The organism is Stenotrophomonas sp. FR010, assembly GCF_047520755.2.
Classification (GTDB): domain Bacteria; phylum Pseudomonadota; class Gammaproteobacteria; order Xanthomonadales; family Xanthomonadaceae; genus Stenotrophomonas; species Stenotrophomonas sepilia.
Map to the genome: position 1 here is coordinate 175,006 of NZ_JAXBQT020000005.1, position 24,735 is coordinate 199,740.

27 protein-coding genes and 1 pseudogene are annotated in these 24,735 nt (G+C 66.7%); 13 read left to right on the forward strand and 15 right to left on the reverse strand.

The annotated features are described in order from the left end of the window. Nucleotides 1–9 precede the first annotated feature (9 nt). The gene (locus tag ACM0PK_RS06770) at nt 10–363 is read right to left on the reverse strand and encodes a hypothetical protein (RefSeq protein ID WP_069138801.1); all 354 of its coding nucleotides are present in this window, start codon (nt 361–363) and stop codon (nt 10–12) included. 3 nt (nt 364–366) lie between these two features. Continuing rightward, entirely contained in the window at nt 367–1,212 is an 846-nt protein-coding gene (gene aroE, locus ACM0PK_RS06775; protein WP_414606917.1) for a shikimate dehydrogenase, read from the reverse strand. A gap of 49 nt (nt 1,213–1,261) precedes the next feature. On the opposite strand from aroE, the gene ACM0PK_RS06780 reads away from it, so the two are divergent. Next, nucleotides 1,262–2,125 (forward strand): TolB-like translocation protein, encoded by an 864-nt coding sequence (locus ACM0PK_RS06780; RefSeq protein WP_414606916.1) that lies wholly within the window; start codon nt 1,262–1,264, stop codon nt 2,123–2,125. Between the two features lie 82 nt (nt 2,126–2,207). On the opposite strand, the gene ACM0PK_RS06785 is transcribed toward ACM0PK_RS06780, so the two are convergent. The 4 genes from ACM0PK_RS06785 to ACM0PK_RS06800 all read right to left on the reverse strand — a co-directional run bounded on the left by ACM0PK_RS06785 (nt 2,208) and on the right by ACM0PK_RS06800 (nt 4,808). Further along, entirely contained in the window at nt 2,208–2,477 is a 270-nt protein-coding gene (locus tag ACM0PK_RS06785; RefSeq protein ID WP_072168028.1) for a hypothetical protein, read from the reverse strand. A gap of 32 nt (nt 2,478–2,509) precedes the next feature. Next, a complete protein-coding gene (hemB, locus tag ACM0PK_RS06790) occupies nt 2,510–3,499 on the reverse strand; it encodes a porphobilinogen synthase (RefSeq protein WP_414606915.1) in 990 nt (329 codons plus the stop codon). A 19-nt stretch (nt 3,500–3,518) separates the two neighbouring features. Beyond that, the gene (locus ACM0PK_RS06795) at nt 3,519–4,436 is read right to left on the reverse strand and encodes a bestrophin family protein (RefSeq protein ID WP_353080475.1); all 918 of its coding nucleotides are present in this window, start codon (nt 4,434–4,436) and stop codon (nt 3,519–3,521) included. Between the two features lie 123 nt (nt 4,437–4,559). Continuing rightward, entirely contained in the window at nt 4,560–4,808 is a 249-nt protein-coding gene (locus ACM0PK_RS06800; protein ID WP_005420185.1) for a hypothetical protein, read from the reverse strand. Between the two features lie 186 nt (nt 4,809–4,994). On the opposite strand from ACM0PK_RS06800, the gene ACM0PK_RS06805 reads away from it, so the two are divergent. Beyond that, a complete protein-coding gene (locus tag ACM0PK_RS06805) occupies nt 4,995–5,453 on the forward strand; it encodes a hypothetical protein (RefSeq protein WP_005420187.1) in 459 nt (152 codons plus the stop codon). 105 nt (nt 5,454–5,558) lie between these two features. Here the strand turns inward: ACM0PK_RS06805 and ACM0PK_RS06810 are convergent, their stop codons facing one another. The 4 genes from ACM0PK_RS06810 to ACM0PK_RS06825 all read right to left on the reverse strand — a co-directional run bounded on the left by ACM0PK_RS06810 (nt 5,559) and on the right by ACM0PK_RS06825 (nt 11,039). Beyond that, the gene (locus tag ACM0PK_RS06810) at nt 5,559–7,358 is read right to left on the reverse strand and encodes a DUF885 domain-containing protein (RefSeq protein ID WP_414606914.1); all 1,800 of its coding nucleotides are present in this window, start codon (nt 7,356–7,358) and stop codon (nt 5,559–5,561) included. 67 nt (nt 7,359–7,425) lie between these two features. Next, complete coding sequence (locus tag ACM0PK_RS06815; protein ID WP_134955886.1) at nt 7,426–7,941, reverse strand: cytochrome c oxidase assembly factor Coa1 family protein; 516 nt, start codon at nt 7,939–7,941, stop codon at nt 7,426–7,428. Nucleotides 7,942–7,966: 25 nt separating this feature from the next. Beyond that, the gene (locus tag ACM0PK_RS06820; RefSeq protein ID WP_414606913.1) at nt 7,967–10,192 is read right to left on the reverse strand and encodes a S9 family peptidase; all 2,226 of its coding nucleotides are present in this window, start codon (nt 10,190–10,192) and stop codon (nt 7,967–7,969) included. 157 nt (nt 10,193–10,349) lie between these two features. Continuing rightward, a complete protein-coding gene (locus tag ACM0PK_RS06825; protein WP_061479000.1) occupies nt 10,350–11,039 on the reverse strand; it encodes a glutathione binding-like protein in 690 nt (229 codons plus the stop codon). 112 nt (nt 11,040–11,151) lie between these two features. Between ACM0PK_RS06825 and ACM0PK_RS06830 the strand changes: the two genes are divergently transcribed. Together ACM0PK_RS06830 and ACM0PK_RS06835 are read left to right on the forward strand one after the other, a co-directional pair. Continuing rightward, entirely contained in the window at nt 11,152–11,772 is a 621-nt protein-coding gene (locus ACM0PK_RS06830) for a TIGR00645 family protein (protein WP_065177871.1), read from the forward strand. A gap of 200 nt (nt 11,773–11,972) precedes the next feature. Beyond that, on the forward strand, nt 11,973–12,986 hold the full coding sequence (locus tag ACM0PK_RS06835; protein WP_061478999.1) for an energy transducer TonB: 1,014 nt from the start codon (nt 11,973–11,975) through the stop codon (nt 12,984–12,986). An 82-nt stretch (nt 12,987–13,068) separates the two neighbouring features. On the opposite strand, the gene ACM0PK_RS06840 is transcribed toward ACM0PK_RS06835, so the two are convergent. Beyond that, nucleotides 13,069–13,323, reverse strand: a complete 255-nt coding sequence (locus ACM0PK_RS06840; protein WP_061478998.1) for a hypothetical protein — start codon at nt 13,321–13,323, stop codon at nt 13,069–13,071. 78 nt (nt 13,324–13,401) lie between these two features. Here ACM0PK_RS06840 and ACM0PK_RS06845 point away from each other — a divergent pair, with 78 nt between their 5' ends. Together ACM0PK_RS06845 and ACM0PK_RS06850 are read left to right on the forward strand one after the other, a co-directional pair. Further along, nucleotides 13,402–14,187: an AraC family transcriptional regulator gene (locus ACM0PK_RS06845; RefSeq protein WP_414606912.1), complete on the forward strand. Its 786-nt coding sequence runs from the start codon at nt 13,402–13,404 to the stop codon at nt 14,185–14,187. A 67-nt stretch (nt 14,188–14,254) separates the two neighbouring features. Next, nucleotides 14,255–14,683, forward strand: coding sequence for a DUF7832 domain-containing protein (locus ACM0PK_RS06850; protein ID WP_414606911.1), 429 nt, complete (start codon nt 14,255–14,257; stop codon nt 14,681–14,683). 72 nt (nt 14,684–14,755) lie between these two features. Here the strand turns inward: ACM0PK_RS06850 and ACM0PK_RS06855 are convergent, their stop codons facing one another. The 3 genes from ACM0PK_RS06855 to ACM0PK_RS06865 are packed head-to-tail and all read right to left on the reverse strand — an operon-like array spanning nt 14,756 to nt 18,206. After that, nucleotides 14,756–15,940 carry an ABC transporter permease gene (locus tag ACM0PK_RS06855; RefSeq protein WP_069138817.1) on the reverse strand — a complete coding sequence of 395 codons (1,185 nt, stop codon included), beginning with the start codon at nt 15,938–15,940 and terminating at the stop codon, nt 14,756–14,758. Then, complete coding sequence (locus ACM0PK_RS06860) at nt 15,937–16,683, reverse strand: ABC transporter ATP-binding protein (RefSeq protein ID WP_072168034.1); 747 nt, start codon at nt 16,681–16,683, stop codon at nt 15,937–15,939. Before ACM0PK_RS06860 ends, ACM0PK_RS06855 begins: the two co-directional genes overlap by 4 nt. Next, the gene (locus ACM0PK_RS06865) at nt 16,680–18,206 is read right to left on the reverse strand and encodes an alpha/beta hydrolase (RefSeq protein WP_414606910.1); all 1,527 of its coding nucleotides are present in this window, start codon (nt 18,204–18,206) and stop codon (nt 16,680–16,682) included. Before ACM0PK_RS06865 ends, ACM0PK_RS06860 begins: the two co-directional genes overlap by 4 nt. Before the next feature lie 296 nt (nt 18,207–18,502). Here ACM0PK_RS06865 and ACM0PK_RS06870 point away from each other — a divergent pair. The 3 genes and pseudogenes from ACM0PK_RS06870 to ACM0PK_RS06880 all read left to right on the forward strand — a co-directional run bounded on the left by ACM0PK_RS06870 (nt 18,503) and on the right by ACM0PK_RS06880 (nt 21,737). Continuing rightward, nucleotides 18,503–18,989: pseudogene (locus tag ACM0PK_RS06870) on the forward strand (DUF1203 domain-containing protein). Between the two features lie 233 nt (nt 18,990–19,222). Beyond that, nucleotides 19,223–20,392: a lytic polysaccharide monooxygenase gene (locus ACM0PK_RS06875; RefSeq protein WP_414606909.1), complete on the forward strand. Its 1,170-nt coding sequence runs from the start codon at nt 19,223–19,225 to the stop codon at nt 20,390–20,392. A gap of 175 nt (nt 20,393–20,567) precedes the next feature. Next, nucleotides 20,568–21,737, forward strand: coding sequence for a lytic polysaccharide monooxygenase (locus ACM0PK_RS06880; RefSeq protein WP_414606908.1), 1,170 nt, complete (start codon nt 20,568–20,570; stop codon nt 21,735–21,737). A gap of 174 nt (nt 21,738–21,911) precedes the next feature. On the opposite strand, the gene ACM0PK_RS06885 is transcribed toward ACM0PK_RS06880, so the two are convergent. After that, complete coding sequence (locus ACM0PK_RS06885; RefSeq protein WP_075075810.1) at nt 21,912–22,181, reverse strand: helix-turn-helix domain-containing protein; 270 nt, start codon at nt 22,179–22,181, stop codon at nt 21,912–21,914. 312 nt (nt 22,182–22,493) lie between these two features. Between ACM0PK_RS06885 and ACM0PK_RS06890 the strand changes: the two genes are divergently transcribed. From ACM0PK_RS06890 to ACM0PK_RS06905, 4 genes are all read left to right on the forward strand, one after another. Beyond that, a complete protein-coding gene (locus ACM0PK_RS06890) occupies nt 22,494–23,078 on the forward strand; it encodes a hypothetical protein (protein WP_141097639.1) in 585 nt (194 codons plus the stop codon). A 68-nt stretch (nt 23,079–23,146) separates the two neighbouring features. Continuing rightward, on the forward strand, nt 23,147–23,602 hold the full coding sequence (locus ACM0PK_RS06895) for an NIF family HAD-type phosphatase (protein WP_032961321.1): 456 nt from the start codon (nt 23,147–23,149) through the stop codon (nt 23,600–23,602). A gap of 187 nt (nt 23,603–23,789) precedes the next feature. Beyond that, nucleotides 23,790–24,236, forward strand: coding sequence for a cyclin-dependent kinase inhibitor 3 family protein (locus ACM0PK_RS06900; protein WP_226053690.1), 447 nt, complete (start codon nt 23,790–23,792; stop codon nt 24,234–24,236). A 203-nt stretch (nt 24,237–24,439) separates the two neighbouring features. Further along, nucleotides 24,440–24,727 (forward strand): CnrY/NccY family anti-sigma factor, encoded by a 288-nt coding sequence (locus ACM0PK_RS06905; RefSeq protein ID WP_133308083.1) that lies wholly within the window; start codon nt 24,440–24,442, stop codon nt 24,725–24,727. The last annotated feature ends 8 nt before the right edge of the window (nt 24,728–24,735 follow it).

A 24,735-nucleotide genomic window follows, 5' to 3' on the forward strand; every position in this document is an offset into this window, starting at 1 on the left:
ACCGGGGTGTCACTGCACCGCGTTGCCGCGCAGCCGCAGCAGGCGCACCAGCGCCCACACCAGCAGCACCACGCCGATGGCCTCGACCATCGCCAGCGCGAAGTGCAGCACGCCGAAGATGGCGCTCATGCCCGAGATGGCGCTGAAGTTGCCACTGCTGACCAGCCACATCGGCAGGACACCCGCGGCCAGGCCGCCCAGGCTGGACAACAGCAACAGCAGCAGGCCGACCAGCGCACCGGTACGGGTCGCATCGCGCGGCGCACCGACCACCCAGACCAGGCCGACGCACAGCGCGATCAGCACCGGCAGGCGCACTCCGACCATGCTCAGCACGGTCACCATCAGGGTCGTGCCGTCCATCGATCAGTCCTCGCCGGCCAACACCGCCGGGCCCTGGCGCAGCGCCTGGTAGACCTCGTCGGTTTGCGGGCGTACGCCGTGCCACTGCAGGAAGCTCTCGGCAGCCTGCTCGACCAGCATGCCCAGGCCGTCGACGGTGTTACGGCACTGCGCCGCACGGGCCCAGGCCAGGAAGGCGATGGCCGCCTCGCCGTAGTTCAGGTCGACGGCGGTGGTCATCGAGTTGACCAGCGACAGCGGCAGCTTGAACTCGACGTCGCGGTCGCGCCCGGCGGAGGTGGCGTTGACGATCAGTTCGAAGTCGCCCAGCTCGCGCAGGTCTTCCCAGTAGCGGCTGATCGCGCGGCCCGGTTCGCCCATGGCATCGATCAGTTCGTCGGCGCGCTCCGGCGTGCGGTTGACCACGACCAGTTCGGTGATGCCGGCATCGAGCAGCGCCGGTGCGACGCTGCGCGCCGAGCCACCGGCACCGATCATCAGCACGCGGCGGCCGCGCAGGTCCAGGCCGTGGCGGTCGGTCAGGTCGCGCACCAGGCCGATGCCATCGGTGGTGTCGCCGTGCCAACGGTCGCCCTTGCGCAGCAGCGTGTTGACCGAGCCGGCGCGGCGCGCCCGTGCGGTCAGCGTGGTGCATGCCGAGAACGCGGCTTCCTTGTGCGGCAGGGTGACGTTCGCACCGACACCGCCCTCGGCAGCGAAGGCCTCCAGGCCGGCCAGGAACGCATCCGGGGCCAGGTCGATCGCGCGATAGTCGATGGCGATGCCTTCCTGGCGACCGAACGTCGCATGGATCTGCGGCGACTTCGAATGGGCGACGGGGTGTCCGAAGACGGCGTAACGGTCGGTCATGGAATCCTCAAGCTGGCTAGACTGATGCTCTGTTCGTGCATGGAACCGGATGATGCGCATCACCCCGCCCCTGCTGGTGCTTGCCGCCAGTCTACTCTCTGCCCCCGTGGCGATGGCGTTGAACGAGTACGGCATCGAAGGCATGGGCGTGGTCTCGACCCGCGCCGACGAGGGCCGCGCCACGATCAGCGCCGATGGCCAGCGCATCGTTTTCGCCCGCCGCGGCGAAGCCGGCTGGGGCCTGTGGGAGGCACGCGTGGTCGACGGTCGTTGGCAGCAGGCACAGGCACTGCCGGTCGGCGTGGCCGGTGAAGCCCGCGATCCCTACTTCAGCCGTGACGGCCGCTGGCTGCTGTTCGCGGCCGGTCGCGAGGGCACGCTGGCGCTGTACCGCGCTGCGCTGGCCACCGATGGCCGGCTGGGCCCGGCGCAGCCGCTGGCCGGTGACGGCGGGCGCCGGGAAGAGCGCGGGCCGGCCCTGAGCGCGGATGGCAAGCAGCTGTTGTTTGCCCGCCAGCAGGGCCATGGCGCCGGCTGGGACCTGTTCGTAGCGACGCTGGATGCGCAGGGCGTGCGTGGCCCGGCCACCGCACTGAGCGCGTTGAACAGCGCCGACGACGAGACCGACGGCGACTGGCTGGGCCATGACGGCGCCGTGGTGTTCAGCCGCGGCCACGGCAGTACCGCGCAGGTCTGGAGCAGCGGCTGTGCGTGGAGCGGTGTGGCGCTGCAGCCGCTGGGACTATCGTTCAACCAGGCCGGCGGCTGGACCGGCGCGCCGGTGATCGACAACGCCAAGCCCGGCGAGATGATGGTGGCCAGCAGCGCGGCAAAGGCGCCGCGCGCCGGTGGCGTGGACGTGTACCGGTTGGCGGTGCCGAAGGTGGCGGCGGTGGCCGGGTGCGTGCGGTAGATCCACGCCATGCGTGGATGGCGCCCGCGAAGGGGCCAGAGCCCTTTCCTGCGGAAAGGGATCCGACCCCGGGGATCGCCCGTCAGCGCGACAGCACCTTGGCGCGCAACTGCTCGTACTCCATCTCGCTCAGCTGGCCGTTGTCCTTGCGCTGGTTCAACGCGGCCAGCTCGGCCTGCACGCTGTCCGGCAGGGCCTGCTCACGGGCCACGTGGCGGGCGGCGGAGAGCTGCTCCGGTGGGCGCTTGCCAGCCCGCCAGGCGGCGATGAAGACACCGACGATGAGGGCACCGAACACCAGGACACCGGTACCCCAGATCAGCCATTGCATCCATCCCAGTTCGGGTCCCATCGCGCAGTCCTCCGTCTATCGTGGCGCTATTGTCAGCGCTCGCGCAGCCATCGCGCCACCTGCGGCGCGAAATAGGTCAGCACGCCGTCGGCACCGGCCCGCTTGAAGCCCAGCAGCGACTCCAGCACGCAGGCGCGCTCGTCCAGCCAGCCGTTGGCGAAGGCGGCCTTCATCATCGCGTACTCGCCACTGACCTGGTAGGCAAAGGTCGGCACGCCGAACGTCTCCTTCACCCGGCGCACCAGGTCCAGGTACGGCATGCCCGGCTTGACCATCACCATGTCGGCGCCCTCTTCCAGGTCCAGCGCGATCTCGCGCAGAGCCTCGTCGCCGTTGGCCGGGTCCATCTGGTAGGTCTTCTTGTCGGCCTTGCCGAGGCTGGCCGCGCTGCCCACCGCATCACGGAACGGGCCGTAGAACGCCGAGGCGTACTTGGCCGAGTAGGCCATGATGCGCACGTTGATGTGGTTGTCGGCATCCAGCGCACGGCGGATCGCGCCGATGCGGCCGTCCATCATGTCCGACGGCGAGACGATGTCCACACCGGCCTCGGCGTGCGACACCGACTGCTTGACCAGCGCTTCGACCGTGATGTCGTTGAGCACGTAACCCTTGTCGTCGATGATGCCGTCCTGGCCGTGGGTGGTGTACGGGTCCAGCGCCACATCGGTCATCACGCCCAGTTCCGGGAAGCGCGACTTCAGCGCGCGGATCGCACGCTGCGCCAGGCCGTCCTCGGCCCACGCCGTCGACGCGTCCAGCGACTTCAGCGACGGGTCGATCACCGGGAACAGGTCGATCACCGGAATGCCCAGTTCCAGCGCTTCTTCGGCCACCTTCAGCAACTCTTCGATCGACAGCCGCTCCACGCCCGGCATCGACGGCACTGCGGTGCGGCCCGCCAGTTCGTGCACGAACACCGGGTAGATCAGGTCGTCGGTGGTCAGCGTGTGCTCGCGCATCAGGCGGCGCGAGAACTCGTCGTGGCGCATGCGGCGCGGGCGGTAAAGCGGATGGGACATGGCAGGCTCCGAGGAGTGGCTATTGCAACAGGTAACCCTGCGGCAGCAGGGGTTCGGGCAAGGGGCGTTCGCCGAGCGCGTCGAGCTGGTCGATCTCGATCGTGCGCACCAGCGCGTCCAGCGGCAGGTCGTTCGGCTCCAGGCCGAACGGGTCTTCCATTTCTTCGCCCAGCTGGTCCAGGCCGAAGAAGGCATAGGCCAGCACCGCCGACAGCACCGGCGTGCCCCAGCCCAGCGAACTGGCCAGGCCGAACGGCAGCAGCACGCAGAACATCCACGCGCAGCGATGCAGCAGCAGGGTGTAGGCGAACGGCAGCGGCGTGGTGAGAATGCGCTCGCAGCCGGCCTGGATCGACGACATCGCGTGCAGGCGCTCCTCCAGCTGGGTGTAGAGGATCGGATCGAGCTCGCCGGCGCGCAGCGCCTGGGCCAGCTCGGCGGCGATCATCGACAGCAATGCATCCGGCACGTTCTCGCGCTGGCCCAGCTGCTCGCGCTGCGGCTTGTCCAGCCATGGCAAGGCGACCAGGGCCACGATGCGCCCACGCAGGCGCGCGGCCAGCGCATGGGCGAACGCGGTGGTGAGGTACGCGATGCGGCGACGGCGGCCGCCGTCATCGGCCAGCAGCAGGTGCACCTGGCGCGCCAGCGAACGCGATTCGTAGACCAGCTGGCCCCACAGCTTGCGGCCTTCCCACCAGCGGTCATAGCAGGCGCTGTTGCGGAAGCTGAGGAAGATCGACAGGACCAGGCCGAGCAGGGTGAACGGCGTGACCGACACGCGTTCGATGCCGGTCGGCGGGGCCAGTTCCACCACGGCCGCCACGGCAATGGACAGGATCAGGATGGCCAGCACCTTCGGCGCGATCGCTTTGACGATCGAGCCGCGCAGGATGTACAGCAGTTGCCAGCCGTGGGGACGGGGTCGGATGATCATCGGGCAGCCGCGCCAGGCGCGGAATCACAGGCACGCGGGGGGCTCGCGCAGCCGCTCATTGTACGCCCCTGCCCGTCCAGCAGCCGAGTACCTGCGACGCCCTGTCGCACCCGGCGCCGGGATTCAGATCACGCCGCCGCCCAGGCCCAGGCGCAGGATGCCCACCACCACCACGATGCCGTTCAGCACCAGCCCGGCCCAGGCCCGACCGCGCTTGGTCGGGTGGGTAAACAGGATGCCCAGCGCGGCTATCACCGCGCCGACGGCGGCGAACGGGATCAGGAACCAGTTGCCCCAGCCCAGCAGCGGAATCAGCGCCAGGATCATCCACAACAGCGCCAGTACGCCCCACAACAGACTGATCACGCCCATTCCGCTCTCCCGCAGTTGGTTCCTGTCTGTCCACCATAGTCGTTCACGCGGTCGCCGCCTACTGCCGTTGGCGGGGCTGTCACCCGACGCGTGCTAGCGTGCTGCCGTGGGTGCCCGGGCCCGGGTGTTGGCGCCGATTCAGAGTGGCCCACCGAAGATCGCAACCAGTCCTACAGGGGTCGTGCCATGAACATCCGTTGGGCCGCGCTGGCGGCCATCCTGCTGGTCGCCGCCGGTTGTGCCAGCACCTCCAAGGTCATGCTGGGGCGCGCCCGCGCGCCGATCGATCCGGCACTGGTGCAGATCTATTCCACGCCTCCGGCCGGCTCGCAGGAAATCGCGCAGCTGGAATCGGCATCTGCCGTGGGCTTCGGCACGCAGGGCCAGACCGATGCCGCAGTGGCACGCCTGAAGCGTGAAGCGGCGGCACTGGGCGCCAATGGCGTGGTGCTGATGGGCGTGGGCAGCAGCGGCTCGCCGGTCGGCATGTCGGTGGGTGCCGGCACCTTCGGCTCGCATGTGGGGGGGGGCGTCGGCATCGGTATTCCGACCACGCAGAAGCGCGCCGCCGGTGTGGCGATCTGGGTACCCAATCCGGAACCGCCGGCACGGTTGCCGACCCAGGTGATCACGCCGCAGCGGTGACGCGGCAGCCTCACCGCGGGTAGTGCCGGCCGCTGGCCGGCAACCTCAGGAATCCTCTCTACGCCAGGGGAATGCCGGCCAGCAGCCGGCACTACCGGAAGGGCTTCAGCGCTTGTACTTCGGCACGAACACCTTGTTCACCGCGTCGGCCAGCTGGTCCGGCGGCAGCAGGCCCTGGTCGAGCAGGAAGTTGTTGAAGGCCAGGCGGTCGAACTTCGCGCCCAGTGCCAGCTCGGTCTGCATGCGCAGTTCCAGGATACGGGTGTAGCCATAGAAGTAGCTGCCCGCCTGGCCCGGCATACGCACCATGTAGCGGTCCAGTTCCTGGGTGGCCATCGCCTTGGACAGGCCGACCTGCTCCATCAGCACGCGCTCGCCGTTGGCGCGGTCGGTCAGGCCGAGATTGAGCATCGGGTCAAGCATTGCGCGTGCGGCCCGCAGCAGGCGGAACTGCAGGGCGATCATCTGCCCGTCCAGCGGCTCGTACGGCACCATCTCGGCCTCGGCATACAGCGCCCAGCCTTCAACGTTCACCGAATTGAACGCGAACATGGTGCGCGCCAGCGAGACACCACGCTCGACCATCGCGGTGAACTGCAGCTCGTGGCCGGGGCGGCCTTCATGCGCGCTCAGCGTCCACGCCGCCGCACCGAAGTTGAAATCGTCGTATTGTGCGCCCGGGCCCGCCGCCGGGTTGCCCAGCGGCAGCACGAAGGTGCCCTGCTGCCCGGTGTTGTTGACCAGCGGCGCCGGCAGGAAATGCGGGGCCGGGCTGGCCGCGCTCTCGGCGGCCGAACCCAGGCGCATCTGCATGGCGCGCTTGGGCACGTCGACGATGGCATGCTCGCGGATCAGCGGATCGATCGCATCGATCACCTTGCGGTAGTGGCCTTCCAGCTGGTCGTCGGCGATCTTGTCGGCCTTCAGCGCGCGGATCACCGCCACCGGGTCGCTCGGGTCGGCCACCTTCAGGCCCTTGTCCTGCACCACCAGCGGCGCCAACTGCTGCATCGCCGAGCGGGTTTCCATGAACTCCAGCTGCGCGCGCTGCATCAGCAGCTTCGGGTCGATATCGATGCCGACCTGCTTGAGCTGGTGGGCGTACAGCGGCGCCGGCAGGCGCGCGTCGGTGCGTGCCTTTGGCAGCACGGTCGTGCGCGTCCAGCTGGCGTAATCCTTCATCTGCCCGGCCAGGGCCTTCATTGCCTCATCGGCGCCGGCGATCTGGTACTTCTTCAGCAGCGACTCGATGCCGGTGATGTACGTCTCGACGTTGTCCAGCGATTGCTGCACTTCGATCTTCGTCGGCTGCAGCAGGCTGCCGTCCTTCAAGCGCTCTTCGTAACGCTGGCGGGCCAGCGTGGTGAACGCGGTGCCACCCGGCTGCAGCCCGGCGTAGGCCTTGAGGCGGTCGATCGCCTTGGCCCGGCGCTCGGCCGGCACCTGGTCGGACAGAAGCAGGTTGAGGCCGCTGAAGATGGTCTGCGGCGCGTCACTCCATGGCAGCAGGTACTTCTCGTTGAGCTCACTGCCTTCGATGTTCTGGTTGGCGGCGTGGATCATGATCTCCAGGTCCTGGCGGACGTTGGGATCCTTCTCGGTGGCCAGCTTCGCCTTCAGTTCGTCGCGCGCCTTGGCCATCGCCGCGCGGTAGCGCTTGCCGTTGTCCGCGCCGAGGTCGGCCACCTTGTCGTCATAGCCGGGCACGCCGAAGAAGCCGGTTTCTTCCGGTTGGAACGGGCCCTGCGCATCGAGCAGGATCTGCGCCAGTGCGTTGCTGCGGGTCACCCAGGCCGGGCTGGCCGGAGTAGCGGCCTTGGTGGCGGGTGCCGCCAGCGCCGGCGGTGCGGACATCAGCGGGGCGGCAGTCAGGGCCAGGGCAACGGCCAACGCGATCGGCTTCATGGTGCACTCCAGGACAGGGTTGCCCGCACCCTACGCGCTCAGCGCTGTGGCGACAATCGGCCGGAGGTCACAACGCCGCGGCCAGCGGGCATTCGCCGCGTTCGCGGCAGGCCTGCAGCTCGCATTCCTGCGCGGCCTCGTCATCATCCAGCGCGGTCAGGTCGAAGGTCTGCTTGTTCTCGCCCAGCACATACATCACCGGATAGTCCCAGACGTCGTCGCTGCGGGTGCCCTTCACGAACAGCCGGCCGCGCGCGCGCGGGCCTTCCAGGGCCACGGTCAGGCCGACGTCGCGCTGGCCATTGATCGCGGTCTGCATGCTGCCCAGCGGCATCGATTCGGCACGCAGCGGCTCGCCGAAGGCTTCCACCAGTTCGATGCTGCATCCGGCGCGGCGCATCGCCTCGCGCATCGGTGGGCTTTCGCGTGCCGCCTCGCTCCAGCGCAGCACGCTCCAGGCCACCACGCCACCGGCACCGGCCAACACCAGCAGCACGGCCAGCGGCATCGCCCAGCGCCAGTGACGGGACCACCAGCCGGCAGGCTTCGGGCCATGGGTGGGAATCGGCGGCGGCAGTGTCATCGGCGGGCTCCTTCCCGTTTGTGCATCAGGGCTTCAGGCAGCGTCCCAGGAAGGCTTCGGCCACACGGTAGCGATGCAGGGCATCGGCGCCGGACAGGCCATGCTTGGCACCCGGATAGGTCATCAGCTCGAACGGCTGCCCGCGCTTCTGCAGCGCGCTCATCAGGCTGGTCGAGTTGGTGAACAGCACGTTGTCATCGGCCATGCCGTGGATCAGCAGCAACGGCGAACGCAGGCCGTCGATATGGGTCAGCACGCGCGCTTCGCGGTACCCCGCTTCGTTGCGCGCCGGCAGGTCCATGTAGCGTTCGGTGTAGTGGCTGTCATACAGGCCCCAATCGGTGACCGGTGCGCCGGCCACGCCACAGGCGTACTGGTTCGATGCCTTGGCCAGCAGCATCAGAGTCATGTAACCGCCGTTGGACCAGCCCTGCACGCCGATGCGCGCCGGGTCCACCCACGGCTGCTGCTTCAGCCAGGCCACGCCGCGCAGCTGGTCGGTCACTTCCACCGTGCCCTGCTTCCCGTACAGCGCACCACCGAAGTCGCGGCCACGGCGCGGAGTGCCGCGGTTGTCCAGCGAGAACACGACGTAGCCCTGCTGGGCCAGGTACTGGTTGAACAGATGGTCGCCGCGGCCGGGCCAGCTGTCGGTGACGGTCTGGCTGGCCGGGCCGCCGTAGACGTACACCGCCACCGGGTAGCGCTTGGACGGATCGAAGCCGGCCGGCTTGATCAGGCTGTAGTTCAACGGGGTCTTGCCGTCGGCAGCCATCAACGTGCCGAACTCGACCGGGCGCTGCGCATCGCGGTAGCGCGCATACGGGTGCCTGGGATCGGCCAGGTCGTTCTCGACCAGCGTGGCGATCTTCTCGCCGTTGGCGCGGAACAGTTCGATCTGCGGCGGCGTGGTGCTGTTGGACCAGCTGTCCACGTAGACGCTGGCATTGCGGGCGAAGCTGGCGCTGTGCATGCCCGGCGCCTTCGACAGGCGCTGCGGCTCACCGCCCTGCAGCGACACCGCGTAGATCTGGCTTTCGCGCGAGGTCTCGATGCCAGCACGGAAGTAGGCCTTGCCGGCCTTCTCATCGACCGCCAGCAGTTCGTCCACCGGCCAGTTGCCATGGGTCAGCGCAGTGGCCTTGCCCTTGCTGTCGATGCGGTACAGGTGCTGGAAGCCGGTGCGCTCGGACGACCACAGCACGCTGCCATCTTCAAGGAAGCGCAGGCTGTTGTGCAGCGGCACCCAGGTCGGGCTGGTCTCGTGTACGAGCACGCGCTGGCGGTTGGAGTCGAGCGCCACTTCGACCAGGTCCAGCTGCTTCTGGTCACGCGACTGGCGCTGGAAACTCAGGTGCTGCGCATCGCGCCAATCGACGCGGGCCAGGTAGATGTCCTGTTCCTTGCCCAGGTCGATCCAGCGCGGCTGCGCATCGGCGGCCGGTGCGATCACGCCCAGCTGCACGCGCACGTTGGCGTCGCCGGCGGCCGGGTAACGCTGTTCGATCACATCGGTGCGGTCGGCGTAGACCTCGTAGCGCTTCTGCACCGGCACCGGCGCCTCGTCGATGCGGGCGAAGGCGATGGCCGAATCATCCGGCGCCCACCAGTAACCGGTATGGCGATCCATTTCCTCGTCGGCGACGAACTCGGCCACGCCGTTGCCGATGGTGGTGCTGCCGTCGCGGGTCAGCTGCAGCTGCTTGCCACTGGCCAGATCGATCACCCACAGGTTGCGGCCGCGGATGAAGCTGACGAAACCGTCCTTGGGCGACAGCTTGGCGTCGGTGGCGAAGCCTTCACCGTGAGTCAGCTGGCGCACGGCCGCCTGGCCCTGCTGCTTGAGGTCGTACAGGTAGAGTTCGCCGCCCAACGGGAACAGCAGGCGCTGCGCGTCCGGCGACCACTGGTAATCGACGATGCCGGTCATCGCGGCGATGCGCTGGCGCTCGCGTCGGGCCTTTTCCTCATCGCTGAGGGTCTCGGTGCCGGGCAGCACCACCTTGGAATCAACCAGCAGGCGGGTCTGGCCGCTGCCGATGTCGTAGGTCCACAGGTCCAGCTGGTTGCGGTCGCTGTCCTTGCCGCGCAGGAAGCCGACCTGCGAACCGTCCGGCGCCACCTTGGGCTTCATCAGGGTCGGTCCGGACAACGGCAGCGGGCCGGTGATGGCTTCCAGGGTCAGCTTTTCGGCGTGGGCGGCGGTACTGGTTGCGAGCATGAGGGCGAGCGAAGCGAACAGATGGCGCATGGAGGATCCCGGCAAACGGCAGGTCCGCCTCCACGCGGGGCGCGGGACGGTCGTCCCCCATCCTAACCAAGCCCGTGCGGGAAGGCAGCATGACCTTCTGCCCATAAGGAGTGCCGGTAAGGAGTGCCGACCAACGGTCGGCACCCACCGAACTGGGTCAGCGCTGGCCGAACAGGTGCTTGCGTTCTTCGTCGCTGAGCGGCTTGCCGGCGTTCGGGTTCACCTGCTGGCGCAGCGCATAGGCGCGCTGGGTGGCCGGGCGCGCGGCGATGGCCTCGTGCCAGCGCTTGAGGTTCGGGAACGCGGCGAAGTCCACCGGCAGCGTGTCGTAGGCGCCGACCCACGGGTAGCTGGCCATGTCGGCGATGGTGTACGCGTCGCCGGCCAGGAAGGCGTGCTGGGCCAGGCGCTTGTCCATCACCCCATGCAGGCGGCGCACTTCGTTGTCATAGCGCTCGATCGCATACGGGATCTTTTCCGGGGCATACACATTGAAATGCCCCATCTGGCCACTCATCGGACCCAGGCCCGCCATCTGCCAGAACAGCCATTCCAGGGTGGTGACGCGGCCGCGCGGATCGCTGGGCAGGAAGCGGCCGGTCTTCTCGGCCAGGTACAACAGAATCGCACCGGACTCGAACACGCTCTGCGGGGCGCCGCCGTCGGCCGGGGCGTGGTCGACGATGGCCGGCATCTTGTTGTTGGGCGAAATGGCGAGGAATTCCGGCTTGAACTGGTCGCCCGAGCCGATGTTGACCGGGTGGATGCGGTATTCCAGGCCGGTTTCCTCCAACAGCAGGGTCACTTTATGGCCGTTCGGGGTGGGCCAGTAATACAGGTCGATCATGGCGTCGGCTCGGGGTGCGGAAAGGAACCTGAAGTCTAGTGCGTGAGTTGGGTTGGCACCGTCATGGCGGGCCGGTAACCTCGCCTCTCCCCCGAAACGCAGCATCCCCCGCATGAGTGCAAACCGCCCGCCGCTCTCCCCGTTGTCCACGCTGATCTTCGCCTCGCGCTGGCTGCAGCTGCCGCTGTACCTGGGCCTGATCGTGGCGCAGTGCGTCTACGTGTTCCTGTTCGGCAAGGAACTGTGGCACCTGATCTCGCATTCGGTGTCGATGGGCGAGCAGCAGATCATGCTGATCGTGCTGGGCCTGATCGACGTGGTGATGATCTCCAACCTGCTGGTGATGGTGATCGTCGGCGGCTACGAGACCTTCGTCTCGCGCCTGCGCCTGGAAGGCCACCCGGACCAGCCGGAATGGCTGAGCCACGTCAACGCCAGCGTGCTGAAGGTGAAGCTGGCGATGGCGATCATCGGCATCTCCTCGATCCACCTGCTGAAGACCTTCATCGCCAGTGGCGCACTGAATGGCATCCCGCTGTGCACGCCGGAGCAGATGAGCGTGGCCGCCGCCAACATCGGTGTCGCCCGCTGCTCGATGCTGACTCAGGAAGGCGTGCTGTGGCAGACCATCATCCACTGCGTGTTCATCCTGTCGGCGATCGGCATCGCCTGGACCGACAAGCTGATGTCCAACGGCCACAGCAAGTCGCACGACAAGGCGCACGACCACTGAGGTCGGCGCCGGCAACGGCACGGCCGCCGTTGCCCATCCCGGCCACTGCTCTTGTACGCGGCGGCGGCCGGGATGCTAGATTGCACCCTCGCCGTTGCCGGCGGTGGCGTCGGGAAACGTCACCCTGCCGCGCCCGGACCGCAGGTCCCGGCCATGCATATCAATGATTTACGTCACGTCGTCTTCTAGAGGGGAGCAGGATGTCGCACGTCTCAACGATCACCGCCGCGCGCCGGTGGCTGCCGGTTGCCCTGGCACTGGCACTGGCTGCCTGCTCGGGCAAGGAGGAAACTGCCGCACCGGCCCCGGCCGCCGCACCCACCGCCGCTGCACCGGCCGCACCGGTGGTTGCCGCCAAGGTGCAGTCGATGGGCACCGAGCAGCTGCGTGAGTCGGCCAGCCAGGCCCTGCGCGAGAACCGCATGTACGCGCCGGCCGGCGACAACGCCATCGAGTACTACCTCGCCCTGCGCGACAAGACGCCGGACGACGCCTCGGTGAAGAGCGCGCTGACCGACCTGCTGCCCTACACCCTGATCGCCGCCGAACAGCACCTGGGCCGCGAGGACTACACCGAAGCGCAGCGCCTGGTGGCACTGATCGAGAAGGTGGACGCCTCTGCGCCGGCGTTGCCGCGCCTGAAGGACGGCCTGGCCAAGGGCGTGCAGAACGCGGCCAAGCGCACCGAGGCCGAAGCCGAGAAAGCGAAGAAGGACGCCGAGGACCGCAGCAAGCAGCAGACCGAACAGCAGCGCCTGGCCGAGCAGCGTGCCAAGGAAGCCGACGCAGCCAAGCAGATCGCTGCCCAACAGGACGCTGCCCGCCGCGACAACGAGCGCCAGGAAGCCGAGCGCCAGGCTGCGGCCCGCCGCGAAGCCGAGCAAAAGCAGCAGCAGGCTGCCGCCCAGCAGGCCAGCGCCGCACGCCAGGCTGCAGCTCCGGCGGCCGCTGCGGCGCCCAACCTGCGCCCGGTCAGCACACCGGCGCCGCGCTATCCGTCCGAGGCGCTGCGTGCAGGCACCTCCGGCGAGGTGCTGGTGGAGATCACCGTCGGCACCGACGGTTCGGTGACCAACGCCCGTGTGCTGCGCGCAACACCGTCGCGCGTCTTCGATCGCGAGGCCATGAACGCGGTCAAGCGCTGGCGCTTCGAGCCGGTCAGCGCACCGGTCACCACCCGCCGCACCCTGGTGTTCGCCCCGGGCGGCAGCTGACCTCGAAAAGGGGACGGAGGGGATTAAGTCGTTTCCGCCCCGCAATGACCACACGGCCCGGCATGTCCGGGCCGTGTTCGTTTCAGGAGAGGCTGTCGATCAGGCGTTGCAGTGCCGGATCACGCGCGGCCAACACCTGGAACAGGCCCAGCGCATGCAGGCCCGGCAGCAGCGCACGCAGGTCGGCTTCGGCGGTGGCGCGGGTGGCGTCATCGCTGGCGGGGTCCTGCCAGTCACGGACGCTGGCGAGGAAGGCGCCGACGCTGCCCTTGCGCACGGTGAGGCCGTTCACCTGCACCTCGTTCTGATGGTCGGGAAGGATGTCGTGTGGCTGCATGGGTGATGCTCCGGTGGGATCGGGAGCCCAGTGTGCCGCCCAGCCAGCGGCACTTCTACCGTATAACTGCCATTGGATATGGCAGATCAGACATCACCCGTGTTGATTGACCCCGCTTTGGCGAACGCCGAAGGCGGTCCCCTCGTCCTGGCCTCACAGCTGCGGGTGCCGGGACGGCGCCGCACCGCACGCCACCAGCACGTGCGCGGCCAAGTGCTGGGTGCCCACCACGGCCTGCTGCGGATCGAGGCCGGCGATCTGCACTGGTTGCTGCCGGCGGGGCACGTTGCCTGGATACCACCCTTGCTGCCTCACGCCCTGGTAGGGGCAGAGGCATTCGATGGCTGGAGCCTGTACTTCAACGCCGAAGCCTGTCTGGAGCTGCCCGCCGTGCCGCGTATTTTCCAGCCGAACGTGCTGTTGCAGGCCGCGATGATGCGCGCACTGAGTTGGCCACATCAGGCGCTGGACGCTGCGCAGGCACGCCTGGGCGGCGTGATCGCCGATGAGATCGCCGCCAGCACGCCTTTGCCGCTTGCCTTGCCACAACCGCAGGATCGACGGTTGCGGCGGATCGCGGCGGCGCTGGCACGGTCGCCGGACGACCTTCGCAGCGTCGAAGCGTGGGCAGCCGCCAGCGGCCTGTCCAGCCGCAGCCTCGCCCGCCGGTGGCAGGCCGAAACAGGCATGACCCTGGGCCATTGGCGGCAACGCCTGCGCGTGTTGCTGTCGCTGCCACGCCTGCTGGCCGGCGAGCCGGTGATCAGCGTTGCGCTGTCGATGGGCTACGACACCCCGAGCGCGTTCATCACCGTGTTCAAGCGCGAGATGGGGGTGACGCCTGCGCGGTATTCCAGCGGCTGACGCATTCGACGCTCCCGCTGTCTACCCTCGCGACCTAAGCTATTTTCTAGAATCAGGAGGAGAACAGATGAAGTACGACGACACCAGCTGGCATTCCGGGGGTGACTTCCCTTCGGATCTTCCGGCTGAGGCCGGCGCCACTCACATCGGCATGTACCTGGCATGGCTGCTGCTACAGGGCATGGCAAGCGAAGAGCTCGCCGAGGACGCAGAAGAAGACCTGCAGGCGCTGCGGGAACGTAGAACGACGCCGGGCCTGTTCCTGCTTCAATGCAGCGACGGCAAATTCGTCGATGACCTGGTCAGTGATGAAGCCAACACGTTCACTGCTTCGTACTACGACCTCGAGAATGGCCAGTATCTCGAGGACTATGAGGAACAGTTGGGGGCCGAGGTCCTTTCGCTGTACCACGTCGCCGATACCTGGGAAAACTTCGACCGACTGGCACCGGTGATCGCCCAGCGCTTCGCCGCTTGGCAGGCAACACAATCCTGAAAACAACGAGGCCCGGAATGACCGGGCCTCGTTTCATATCCGCCGGGCATGGCCCGGCGCTACCCGTGGGGGTCAACCAGAGATCGCCAGGCGTTCGTTGTGGTAACGACGCACCGCCGCGAACCACAGAACGGCGGCCAGGCCGAGGCTGGCGCCGAGGTAGATCGCCCAGACCGCCGGGGTGATGATCTCGTGGCGGATCACTTTCAGCAGCATCTGGTTCTGCGACAGGAACGGCACGGCGTACTGCCACAGCTCGCTCTTCAGCGGATAGGCCACCAGTGCGTAGCCGGGCAGCATCGGCAGCAGCATCAGCCAGGTCATGTGGCTCTGCGCTTCCTTCATGCTCTTGGCCGCGGCCGACAGGAAGGTCAGCAGCGAGGTGCCGATCAGCAGCATCGGCAACATCACCAGCAGCATCTGCAGCATCGAGCCGACGTTCATGTTGAACTGGCGGCCGATATTGCCGGGTGCGATCTGCGCGCTCACCTTGAACGCAACCAGGGTCAGCAGCAGCGACACGAAACCGACCACGCAGGCGGCGGCGATCTTGCCACTGACGATCGCGCTGCGCGAGCCCGGCGTGGCCAGCAGGGGTTCCAGCGACTGCCGCTCGCGCTCGCCGGCGGTGGCGTCCATTACCAGGTAGGCGCCACCGATGAACGATGTCAGCGTCAGCAATACCGGCAGCAGCATCGACAGGATCATGCCGCGCTTGGCCTCGGCACTGGCCAGGTCCTGGCGCGCCACGTCCAGCGGGCGTGCCACCTGTGCGTCGATGCCACGCGCCATCAGGCGCAGTGCACCGACCTGGCCGTTGTAGGTGGCCAGCGCCGCCTCCAGGCGCGCACTGGGTACTTCAGCCGCGCGACGCGTGCTGTCCTTGATCACCTCCACCAGCGCCGGCTTGCCCTCGGCCCAGTCCTTGCCGAAATCATCGCTGATGCGCAGCGCCACATCGATGTCCTGGGTGCGGATGGCCTCGGCCAGGTCCTTCGGTGCCGGTGCGGCATTAAGGCCCTGTGCGGCGAGGAAGCGCACCAGGTTCGGCGCGTTCCCGGCGCCGATGGTCGGGATCTGCAACGGCTCTTCGATCTGGGTACGCACCCGGCTCTCGGCCAGCTTGCCCATGCCCAGCAGCAGCACCGGGTACAACAGCGGCCCGAACAGCAGGGTCAGCAGCAGCGTGCGGCGGTCACGCGACAGGTCGCGCAGTTCCTTGCGCATCACCGTCATCAGGGTCGACATCATGCTCATGCGTGCAGGCCCTCTTCGCTGCCGATCAGTTTCACGAACGCATCTTCCAGGTTGGCTTCGCCGGCCTGCGCACGCAGCTCGTCGGCGCTGCCGGCAGCCATCACCGTGCCCTTGGCAATGATCACGATGTGGTCACACAACGCGCCCACCTCCTGCATGATGTGGCTGGACAGGATCACGCAGCGCCCCTCTTCGCGCAGGCCGAGCAGGAAGCGGCGCAGCGCGCGCGTGGTCATCACGTCCAGGCCATTGGTCGGTTCATCGAGGATGACGTTGCGGGGGTCGTGCACCAGCGCGCGGGCAATCGCGGTCTTGGTGCGCTGGCCCTGCGAGAAGCCATCGGTCTGCCGGTCGAGGATGTCCCCCATGTCCAGCGCGTGCGACAGCACCTCGATGCGTTCGCGGATGCGCTCGGCCGACAGGCCATGCAGTTCGCCGAAGTAGGCGATGTTCTCGCGCGCGGTCAGGCGCTTGTAGACGCCACGCGCATCGGGCAGCACGCCCAGGTGGCGGCGCACCTCCACCGGATTGAGGGCGGCATCGATGCCATCGACAGTGATGCTGCCCTGGTCGGGCGTCATCAGTGTGTACAGCATGCGCATGGTGGTGGTCTTGCCGGCACCATTGGGGCCGAGCAGGCCGGTGATCTGCCCATCCCCGGCGCGGAAGCCGACGTTGGCGACCGCCTGGATGCGGCCCGTGCGGGTATCGAAGGCCTTGTGCAGGTTGTCGGCGACGATCATGGTTCCCATCCGTTGAACGAGGTGAACGCCGGCACGTAGCTCAGCGTGTCCAGGCAGCCGGCATCCAGCGCCTTGGCATCGGTCTTGTCGATGAACTGTCCGAGCAGCCGCGGCATGCAGCCGGCGGTCAACGTGCCATGGCCCTGGCCACGGGCGACCAGCGCACGGCCGTTGGGCAGGCCCTTGAGCACCTGTGCGGCGTAGCGCGGCGGCGTCACCGGGTCCAGCTCACCGGACAGCAGCAGTGCCGGCACGTCGCTGCGCAGCGGCACGGCATCGGTTGCTGGCGCCGGACGGTGCGGCCACACCGGGCAGGCCACGAAGAACGCGCTGGCGACCTCGTTGCCGAACAGGCGTTCGGGATCTTCGGCCGGCGCGTGGTAGCGCGGCGCATCCTCGCTGCAGATCACCGACCATTGCATGCCGCGGTTGATCTGGAAATCCATGCTGCGGTTCGCGCCGCGCGCCAGCGATGCCAACGGGGCATAGCGCCCCTGTGCGGCTTCATCCAGCACCAGTGGCAGCAGCGAGGAATACTGCGGCACGTAGGAGAAGGCGAAGGCAAGGCCGACCACGCTGTCCGGCGTCAGGACATCCTGCCGGGGTGCGTTGGTACCCGGGTCGCGATACTCGACCGAGACCGGTGCACGGCGCAGGGAGTCGACCACGCTGCGCAGCTGCGCGCGGGTATCGGTCGGGAAACGCTTGCTGCACGCGGCATCCTTGCGGCACTGCGCCGACTGCAGGGCGATCGCATCCTCGAAGGTGGTTGCGAAGTCGCCACCGACCACCAGCTCGTTCGGTACCACGCCATCGATGACGATGCTGCGGGTGTGCTGCGGGTAGGCCCCGGCATAGCGCTGGGCCACGCGGGTACCGTAGGAGCCGCCAACCAGGTTGAGCTGGTCCACACCGAGCGCCGCACGCACCGCATCCAGATCGGCGATCGCCTCGGTGGTGGTGTAGAAGCGCGCATCGGCACGCCCCTGCAGCGATGCGGCGCAGCGCTGGGCGTAGTCGCGCAACGCTGCCTCGGAAGGCGCGGCATCCTCGTCCACCTGCAGCGGCTTGCCGTCCGCGCCCAGGCAGCTGAGCGGGTTGGAGCCGCCGGTGCCGCGCTGGTCGATCAGGAACACGTCGCGCTGTTTGCGCACCTGGCGCAGTGCAGTGTCGACGATGACCGCCACCTCGCTGGCCGCCTGGCCGGGGCCGCCGGCCAGGAAGAACACCGGGTCCGGCTGGCTGGCGCCGCTGCTGCCCGATTCCAGCCAGGCGATACGCAGGCCGATCCGGCGACCGCCGGGCTGGGCCCGGTCCTCCGGCACCTGCAGGGTGGCGCACTGCGCCTCCACGTTGGCGCTGGCGCCTTCGGTAGACAGCGTGCAGGGCTGGAAGTCGATTGTGCCGAAGCGGCGGCTGGGTGCATCGCTGGCGCTTCCGGCGTCGGCCGGCGGCGGCTGGCTGCACCCGGCAAGCATCAGGCTGGCCAGCATCCCGGCCAGCGCGAGGTGGTGTCTTTGCATCGTGCTCGTTTCCCCTGGAGGACGTTCCTGTCGACCACGACGGGCTGCCGCGGAAGATGTGACCCAACTTACACGGGCAGCGCGCCGACGGCGATGGGCAATGACGAATCCGCCGCCAACGGCGCGCAGACCAGGCAGTCCCGCCCCTCGGCCTCGGCCGGCACAGGGCGGCATCGGCGGCGGACCGCAGCGCCCCATGGGCCAGTGCCCCGGCCCGACGGCGATGCGGGGTCTGAAAACGGCGAGCACGGCCGCCGGCGCGCGCGCAGAATCCGCCGCAGACCCAGGAGACGCCCATGCACACGTGGTACCTCGGTGGCATCGACCATCGCCCCTTCCTGCACCTGTTCGAGATGAGCGACAGCGCGCTCGCCGCGCTCGGCATCCAGCGTCGCTGGGCCGGCGCCAACGGCGGACATCCCTGCCGGATCAGCCTGAGCGATCCCGCGCCTGGCAGCGAGCTGCTCCTGCTGTCCCACGTCCACCTGCCGCTGCAGTCGCCGTACCGCGCCGCCGGCCCGATCTTCGTGCAGCGCGGCGTGACCCGTTGCGTCCTGACGCCGGGCGAGGTGCCCCCCGTATGTGCAGCGCCGGATGATTTCGATGCGTGCCTATGACCACGCCGCGCTGATGTGCGGTGCCCAGGTCTGTGCGGGCACCGAGGTGGCCGACCATCTGGATGCACTGTTTGCCGACCCGTCGGTGGCGTTCGTCCAGCTGCACAACGCGGCGCATGGCTGTTTCTCATGCCAGGCAGATCGGGTGGGTACCGGGACCGCGTAGCGTGATCTCCATGACGTGATCGATGCCACGCCGATCACGTGACATACAGCGCATCCGTTCAGCCCTGCGTGAAGCCTGCGGGAAGGGCTTCACATGCGCAGTCACGGATCGGCACTTCGATGGTTCCGTCGCCTGCATCGCGACTCGATACTCGCCGTGGTGCCGCCGGAAGTCCGCCGCGCAGCGCAGCGCCTGCGGTCACCGTTCCCTTTCGACGACCACAAGGATGCGCCATGTCATTCCGATCCACACCGCTGTTGCTGGCCACCTCGTTCGTGGCTGCGGGCCTGTGCCTGGCCGGCAACGCGTTCGCCCACGGCACCATGACCACGCCTGTCAGCCGCGTCTACGCCTGTTTCCAGGGCAACCCCGAGAACCCGACCAACCCGGCCTGTGCCGCCGCCAAGGCCATCGGCGGTTCGCAGGCGTTCTACGACTGGAACGGCATCAACCAGGCCAACGCCAATGGCAACCACCATGCCGTGGTACCCGACGGCAAGCTGTGCAGCGGCAACAACCCGACCTTCCGCGGGCTGGATGTGAACCGCAGTGACTGGCAGACCACGCCGATCCAGCCCGATGCCAATGGCAGGTTCACCTTCGTGTTCAAGGCGACCGCACCGCACGCCACCCGTGACTGGCGCTTCTTCGTCACCCGCGAAGGCTGGCAGCCGGGCAGCCCGCTGCGCTGGGCCGACCTGCAGGAGTTCTGCACCCTGGGCAATACACCGCTGTCGGCCGATGGCACCTACAAGCTGCAATGCACATTGCCGCAGCGCAGCGGCCAGCATGTGATCTACAACACCTGGCAGCGCTCGGATTCGACCGAGGCGTTCTATACCTGCATGGATGTGCGCTTCCAGGGCGGCGGCGGAACGGCACCGGCAGCACAGTGGCAGGATGCCGGCCCGGTCACCGCGCGCGGCGAGCTGCCGGTCGGCACCACGTTGGCGCTGCGCGTGTTCAATGCCAACGGCAATGATGTCGAACGCGTGGAAGCCACGCTGGCCGGCGGCCAGACTGCCGCCGCACAGTGGCCTCTGGTGCTGGCACGCAAGGTCAATGCCAGTGCGCAGCACGCACGCGTGGGCGTGCTCAGCAACGGCGTGATCACGCCGGCGGCCTCGGCCACCGACAACCGGGTGTACCTGAAGGACGGCAACCGCTTCCAGCTCGACACCCGGGTGCCGGACGCGGGCACGCCGTCGCCGGGCGGTGATTTCGACCACGTGTACCCCGCAGGCATTGGCGGCTACGTCCCCGGCCAGACCGTGGTAAAGGGCACCGACGGCAAGCTGTACGCCTGCCGCCCATTCCCGGAAGGGGCGTGGTGCAACGTCAATGCCGAGGCATATCGCCCCGGTATGGGCAGTGCATGGCGCGATGCTTGGGTGCCGTACTGACCCGTTGTAGAAGGCGGTGCGCGTCGCGCCGCCTTCTGCCTGAGCCGCAGTGCTTTGAGCAGCGTGCTGCAGATCAGGCACGACAGCCACTGAAATCAAACTTGTCCGATATTGCCGGCCTGTCTGCATGTGAAGACTTCATGGGGTTTCCCATACCTCGCAAAGGAGTCTCTGCATGCACCTGTTCCATCGGGCAGTCCTCGCACTGTCCGTCGTTGCCGGCCTGGCCCTGTCCGGCAGCGCCTTCGCCCACGGCACCATGACCAAGCCGCTCAGCCGCGTGAAGCAGTGCCACGAGGGCAATCCGGAAAACCCGACCAACCCGGCCTGCGCCGCCGCCAAGGCCATCGGTGGTTCGCAGCCGTTCTACGACTGGAGCGCGATTGCCCACGGCAATGCCAATGGCAACCATCGCGAACTGGTGCGCGATGGCGAACTGTGCAGTGCCAGCATTCCCAAGTACCGCGGGCTCGACCTGAACCGCACGGACTGGCCGACCACGCCGATCCGCGCCGACGCCCGTGGCCGTTACACCTTCGAGTTCCGCGCGCCGGCGCCGCACGCCACCCGCGAATGGAAGTTCTACGTCACCCGCGATGGCTGGCAGCCGGGCAGCCCGCTGCGTTGGGCCGACCTGCAGGAATTCTGCACGCTGGGCAACACGCCGCTGTCCGAAGGCGGTGTCTACAAGCTGGACTGCCCGCTGCCCAAGCGCAGTGGCCAGCACATCATCTACAACACCTGGCAGCGCTCGGATTCGCAGGAGGCGTTCTATACCTGCATGGACGTGCGCTTCGAAGGCGGCGATGGCGTGGTTCCGCCGCCGCAGTGGCAGGATGCCGGCGCTGTGACCGCCAACGGTGCACTGGACGTGGACAGCACCGTGACCCTGCGTGTGTTCAATGCCAACGGCAATGACCTGGAGCGCGTGGAGACCACGCTGGCGGCCGGCCAGACCGCTCCCGCACAGTGGCCGTTGGCGCTGGCCCGCAAGGTCAATGCCAGTGCGCAGCACGCCCGCGTCGGTGTGATGAAGAACGGCGTGATCACGCCGGTCGCATCGGCCACCGAAAACCGCGTGTACCTGAAGCCGGGCAATCGCTTCCAGCTGGAAACCCAGGTGCCGGGCCCGGTTGATCCGGTCGACCCGCCGGGTGGCGATTTCGACTTCGTGTATCCGGCCGGCCTCGGCAGCTACACGCCGGGCGAGACCGTGGTGAAGGGCACCGACGGCAAGCTGTACGCCTGCCGCCCGTTCCCGGAAGGCGCGTGGTGCAACATCAATGCCGATGCCTATCGCCCGGGCACCGGCTATGCCTGGCGTGATGCCTGGGTCGCGTACTGAGGCAGGCACCGGGGGCGGCAGGGTGCCGCCTCCGGTTCGCGGGGTTGCCGGCCAGCGGCCGGCACGCCCCGCCTACTTGCTGCTGAGAGCTCAAATAACAACGGAAAAATTATTTAAAGCATATAAATCAATTACTTATGCTTGAAATAAGACTTTCGACTTATGTGAGCCTTGTCAATTGATCCTCGAGACTCGCACTGCCTTTAGAGCCTTGCAGATCAGATCAGACACCTCAGCTGGAGAGACACCCAGCGCAGATGCCATTTGGCAGAATTCGAGAACGTCTAGACGACGTGATCCAGACTCTATTGAAGAAATGCGCTGTTGGGGCCACCCCAGATGGGCAGCAAGCTGAGTCTGACTGATGCCCAAGATCTCCCGATGCTCCCGAAGCTTTCCGACCAAACGGAGGTACGGGTTCTGATAGATCGTCTTCGTAGCCATCCGGTCCGCCTCAAGGAGCGGATGGAAATCTATGACCGGGGCACGGCATACATGAAAATCATGTAGACGACATCGTGCCGCCTTGGTAGCATCCGGACTGGTTAATTTGCCGGGGATCGAGTGATCTATGGCCGTAGCCAACAGACCCTCCTTCCTTCGTGGCCCGAGCTCGACTCACTTGTCGTATCGCTTGGTCCTTTCTACACCTGCGCCTGGTGTGCGCTTGAACGCTCCACTTCCGTTAGCGCGCCCGTTTCCTCAGACCCTGCTGTCGCCCAGCAACTCCTGCAATTCCTAAAAAGCGCAGGTGTTGTGACCGGTTCCAGTTCAGGCAACGGAGCCGTTAAGCGCTCTCTCTACGAACCGGTCAGTTGGTCCTACGTCGATGACCTGATTCTTCCTGATGACCTTGATGCAGCGCTCAAGGGGATGCTTGATGCTTGGCGCCCGACGCTTGATAAACACGCAAGACTTTGGATCTGGCGCCAGCTAGCGGATCGAGAGGCAAGCGCCTATCTCACATCATTGCTGCGCCGTCACCGTATCGGAGTGCACCGCGTAGATGAAATCCTGAGAAGTCAGGATGAGGAGTGGACTCGTCTGAGCCTGGGGCGGAAACGATACGTGCTCTGGTCATCTGTAAGGGGAGCAGCGAGCCAGTTCCTTAGTAGCGGTGGCAACGAGGACGCCGCACTAGAAGTGCTTTCCCGAGAGATGCGAAGGAGGACGCGCTGGCTGGTAGTAAAGGCGGCCGCGGGTGAACTTCGAAGAACCGACTATTGCTTCCTTCCTGACACAGGTTGGCGACGACCACTGATGATCGATGTAGCGCTGGAAAGCATACTGAAGATAGGCGATGACTACTGGCTTGCAGCTCCATCCTTGGGCGAAATCTAGTCAAAACAGAGGCCCTCGATTACCCACTTCCCTGGCTCAGCTGAACCAAGAATCACGAGACTTGATAGATGCGTCCAATCATTCTTGCACTGGACCTTGAGGGAACACTTATCTCCAATGCCGTCAGTCAAATACCCCGACCCGGCCTGATGGAGTTCCTAAACTATGCCAGCAGCACCTTCAATCGGATCGTCATGTTCACCTCTGTACCCCAAAAGGTTGTTGCAGAGATTACATCCCTCTTGGTGCTGGAGGGACGCGCTCCCGAATGGTCTCAACATCTCCCATACATCGAATGGGACGGTCCGACGAAGGACCTTCGATTCGTTTCGGCAGAACTTGGCGAGGCACTGTTGCTGGATGATCACGGGGCCTACGTGCATCCCGGCCAACACTTCCTCTGGATTGAAGCCCCTCTCTTCGCTGCACCATATTCTGATGGAGACGAGGGGCTGCAGCTGGTGATCCAGCGTCTTGAGGAGCGCCTCAATCCAGGCAGCACAAAGCCCAAGGCGCGGCCTTAGTGGATGGAGTGTGCCGTGGATGCAATCTTCGGACGCCGCAGTGAGACACCGCCAGCCCCCAATACTCGAGGATTCTGTGCACAGAACTAGCTTGTCTCATCCGTTGCAGATTGCGGGACTTTCCGTCGGTGCCAACGGAGGAACCATAGGCGTTACCTTTGCCCCCGGTAAGCATCAGAAAGTTGCAATGACGGGCTCGTGGTGTAGAGATCTCGAGCTCGATCTAGCGTCCGTCTCAGCTTGGGGATGTCGCCATCTGCTTTCCTTGATTGAACCGTGGGAGTTCGACGATCTCGGGATAGGGTCGCTACCCGAACGCGCGCGCGCTCATGGCCTGCACTGGCATGGTCTTCCGATTCGTGATGGAGAAGCGCCGGATCCTCAGTTCTTGGACGAGTGGACACGACTAGGCCCCGTCCTCACTGACGATTTGCTCCGCGGTGACAAAGTAGTCGTTCATTGCAAAGGAGGGCTTGGCAGAGCGGGCACCGTGGCTTCGATGCTACTGCTCGAGAGCAGATCATGCCTAAGCGCTGAAGAAGCTATGGCCAGAGTTCGGAGTGCTCGTCCCGGAGCCGTGGAAACGGCGGAGCAAGAGCGCTTCCTTCTTCACTGGGCTTCTCGGATGCTCTAGAACCGTGTGCGCTGAAGCATCCGTTCTGAACTCTTGACACGGCACTAATCACGTCCAGACCTGTGAACCTCCCAGTGCCGGATCAGCTTCGCCCCGGTGCTCATCGGTGAATCTGAGAACCCGCGGGGAGGTCAGCAATCAGAGGTTTGAGGGGATCTCCCCACGGCAGGCGTATAAGTAGGGAAGGATGAGGAGATCTCCACATGAATGATCTAGACGATTGGCTGTCCAGAGCCTCGGCAGCTACAAGGCCAGACGGCCATGATCGGGCCACCGATAGCCTGGTCCGACGCCTGTCCCAGGAAGCTTCCCCTTCGCAATGGGCCGGTAAGCGAGAGTTCCGCCGGGCACTCGCATGCGCGGCGCTCGCGGCGGTGCTTACCTGCGGAGGAGTAGGCTCCGCCTTCTTTGTCACCCAGGCACCCTCGCGCCCGACATGGGTCGCGGCCCCAGCTTCCATGTCCCCATACGCTCTACTGGTGGAACGCTGATGGCAATC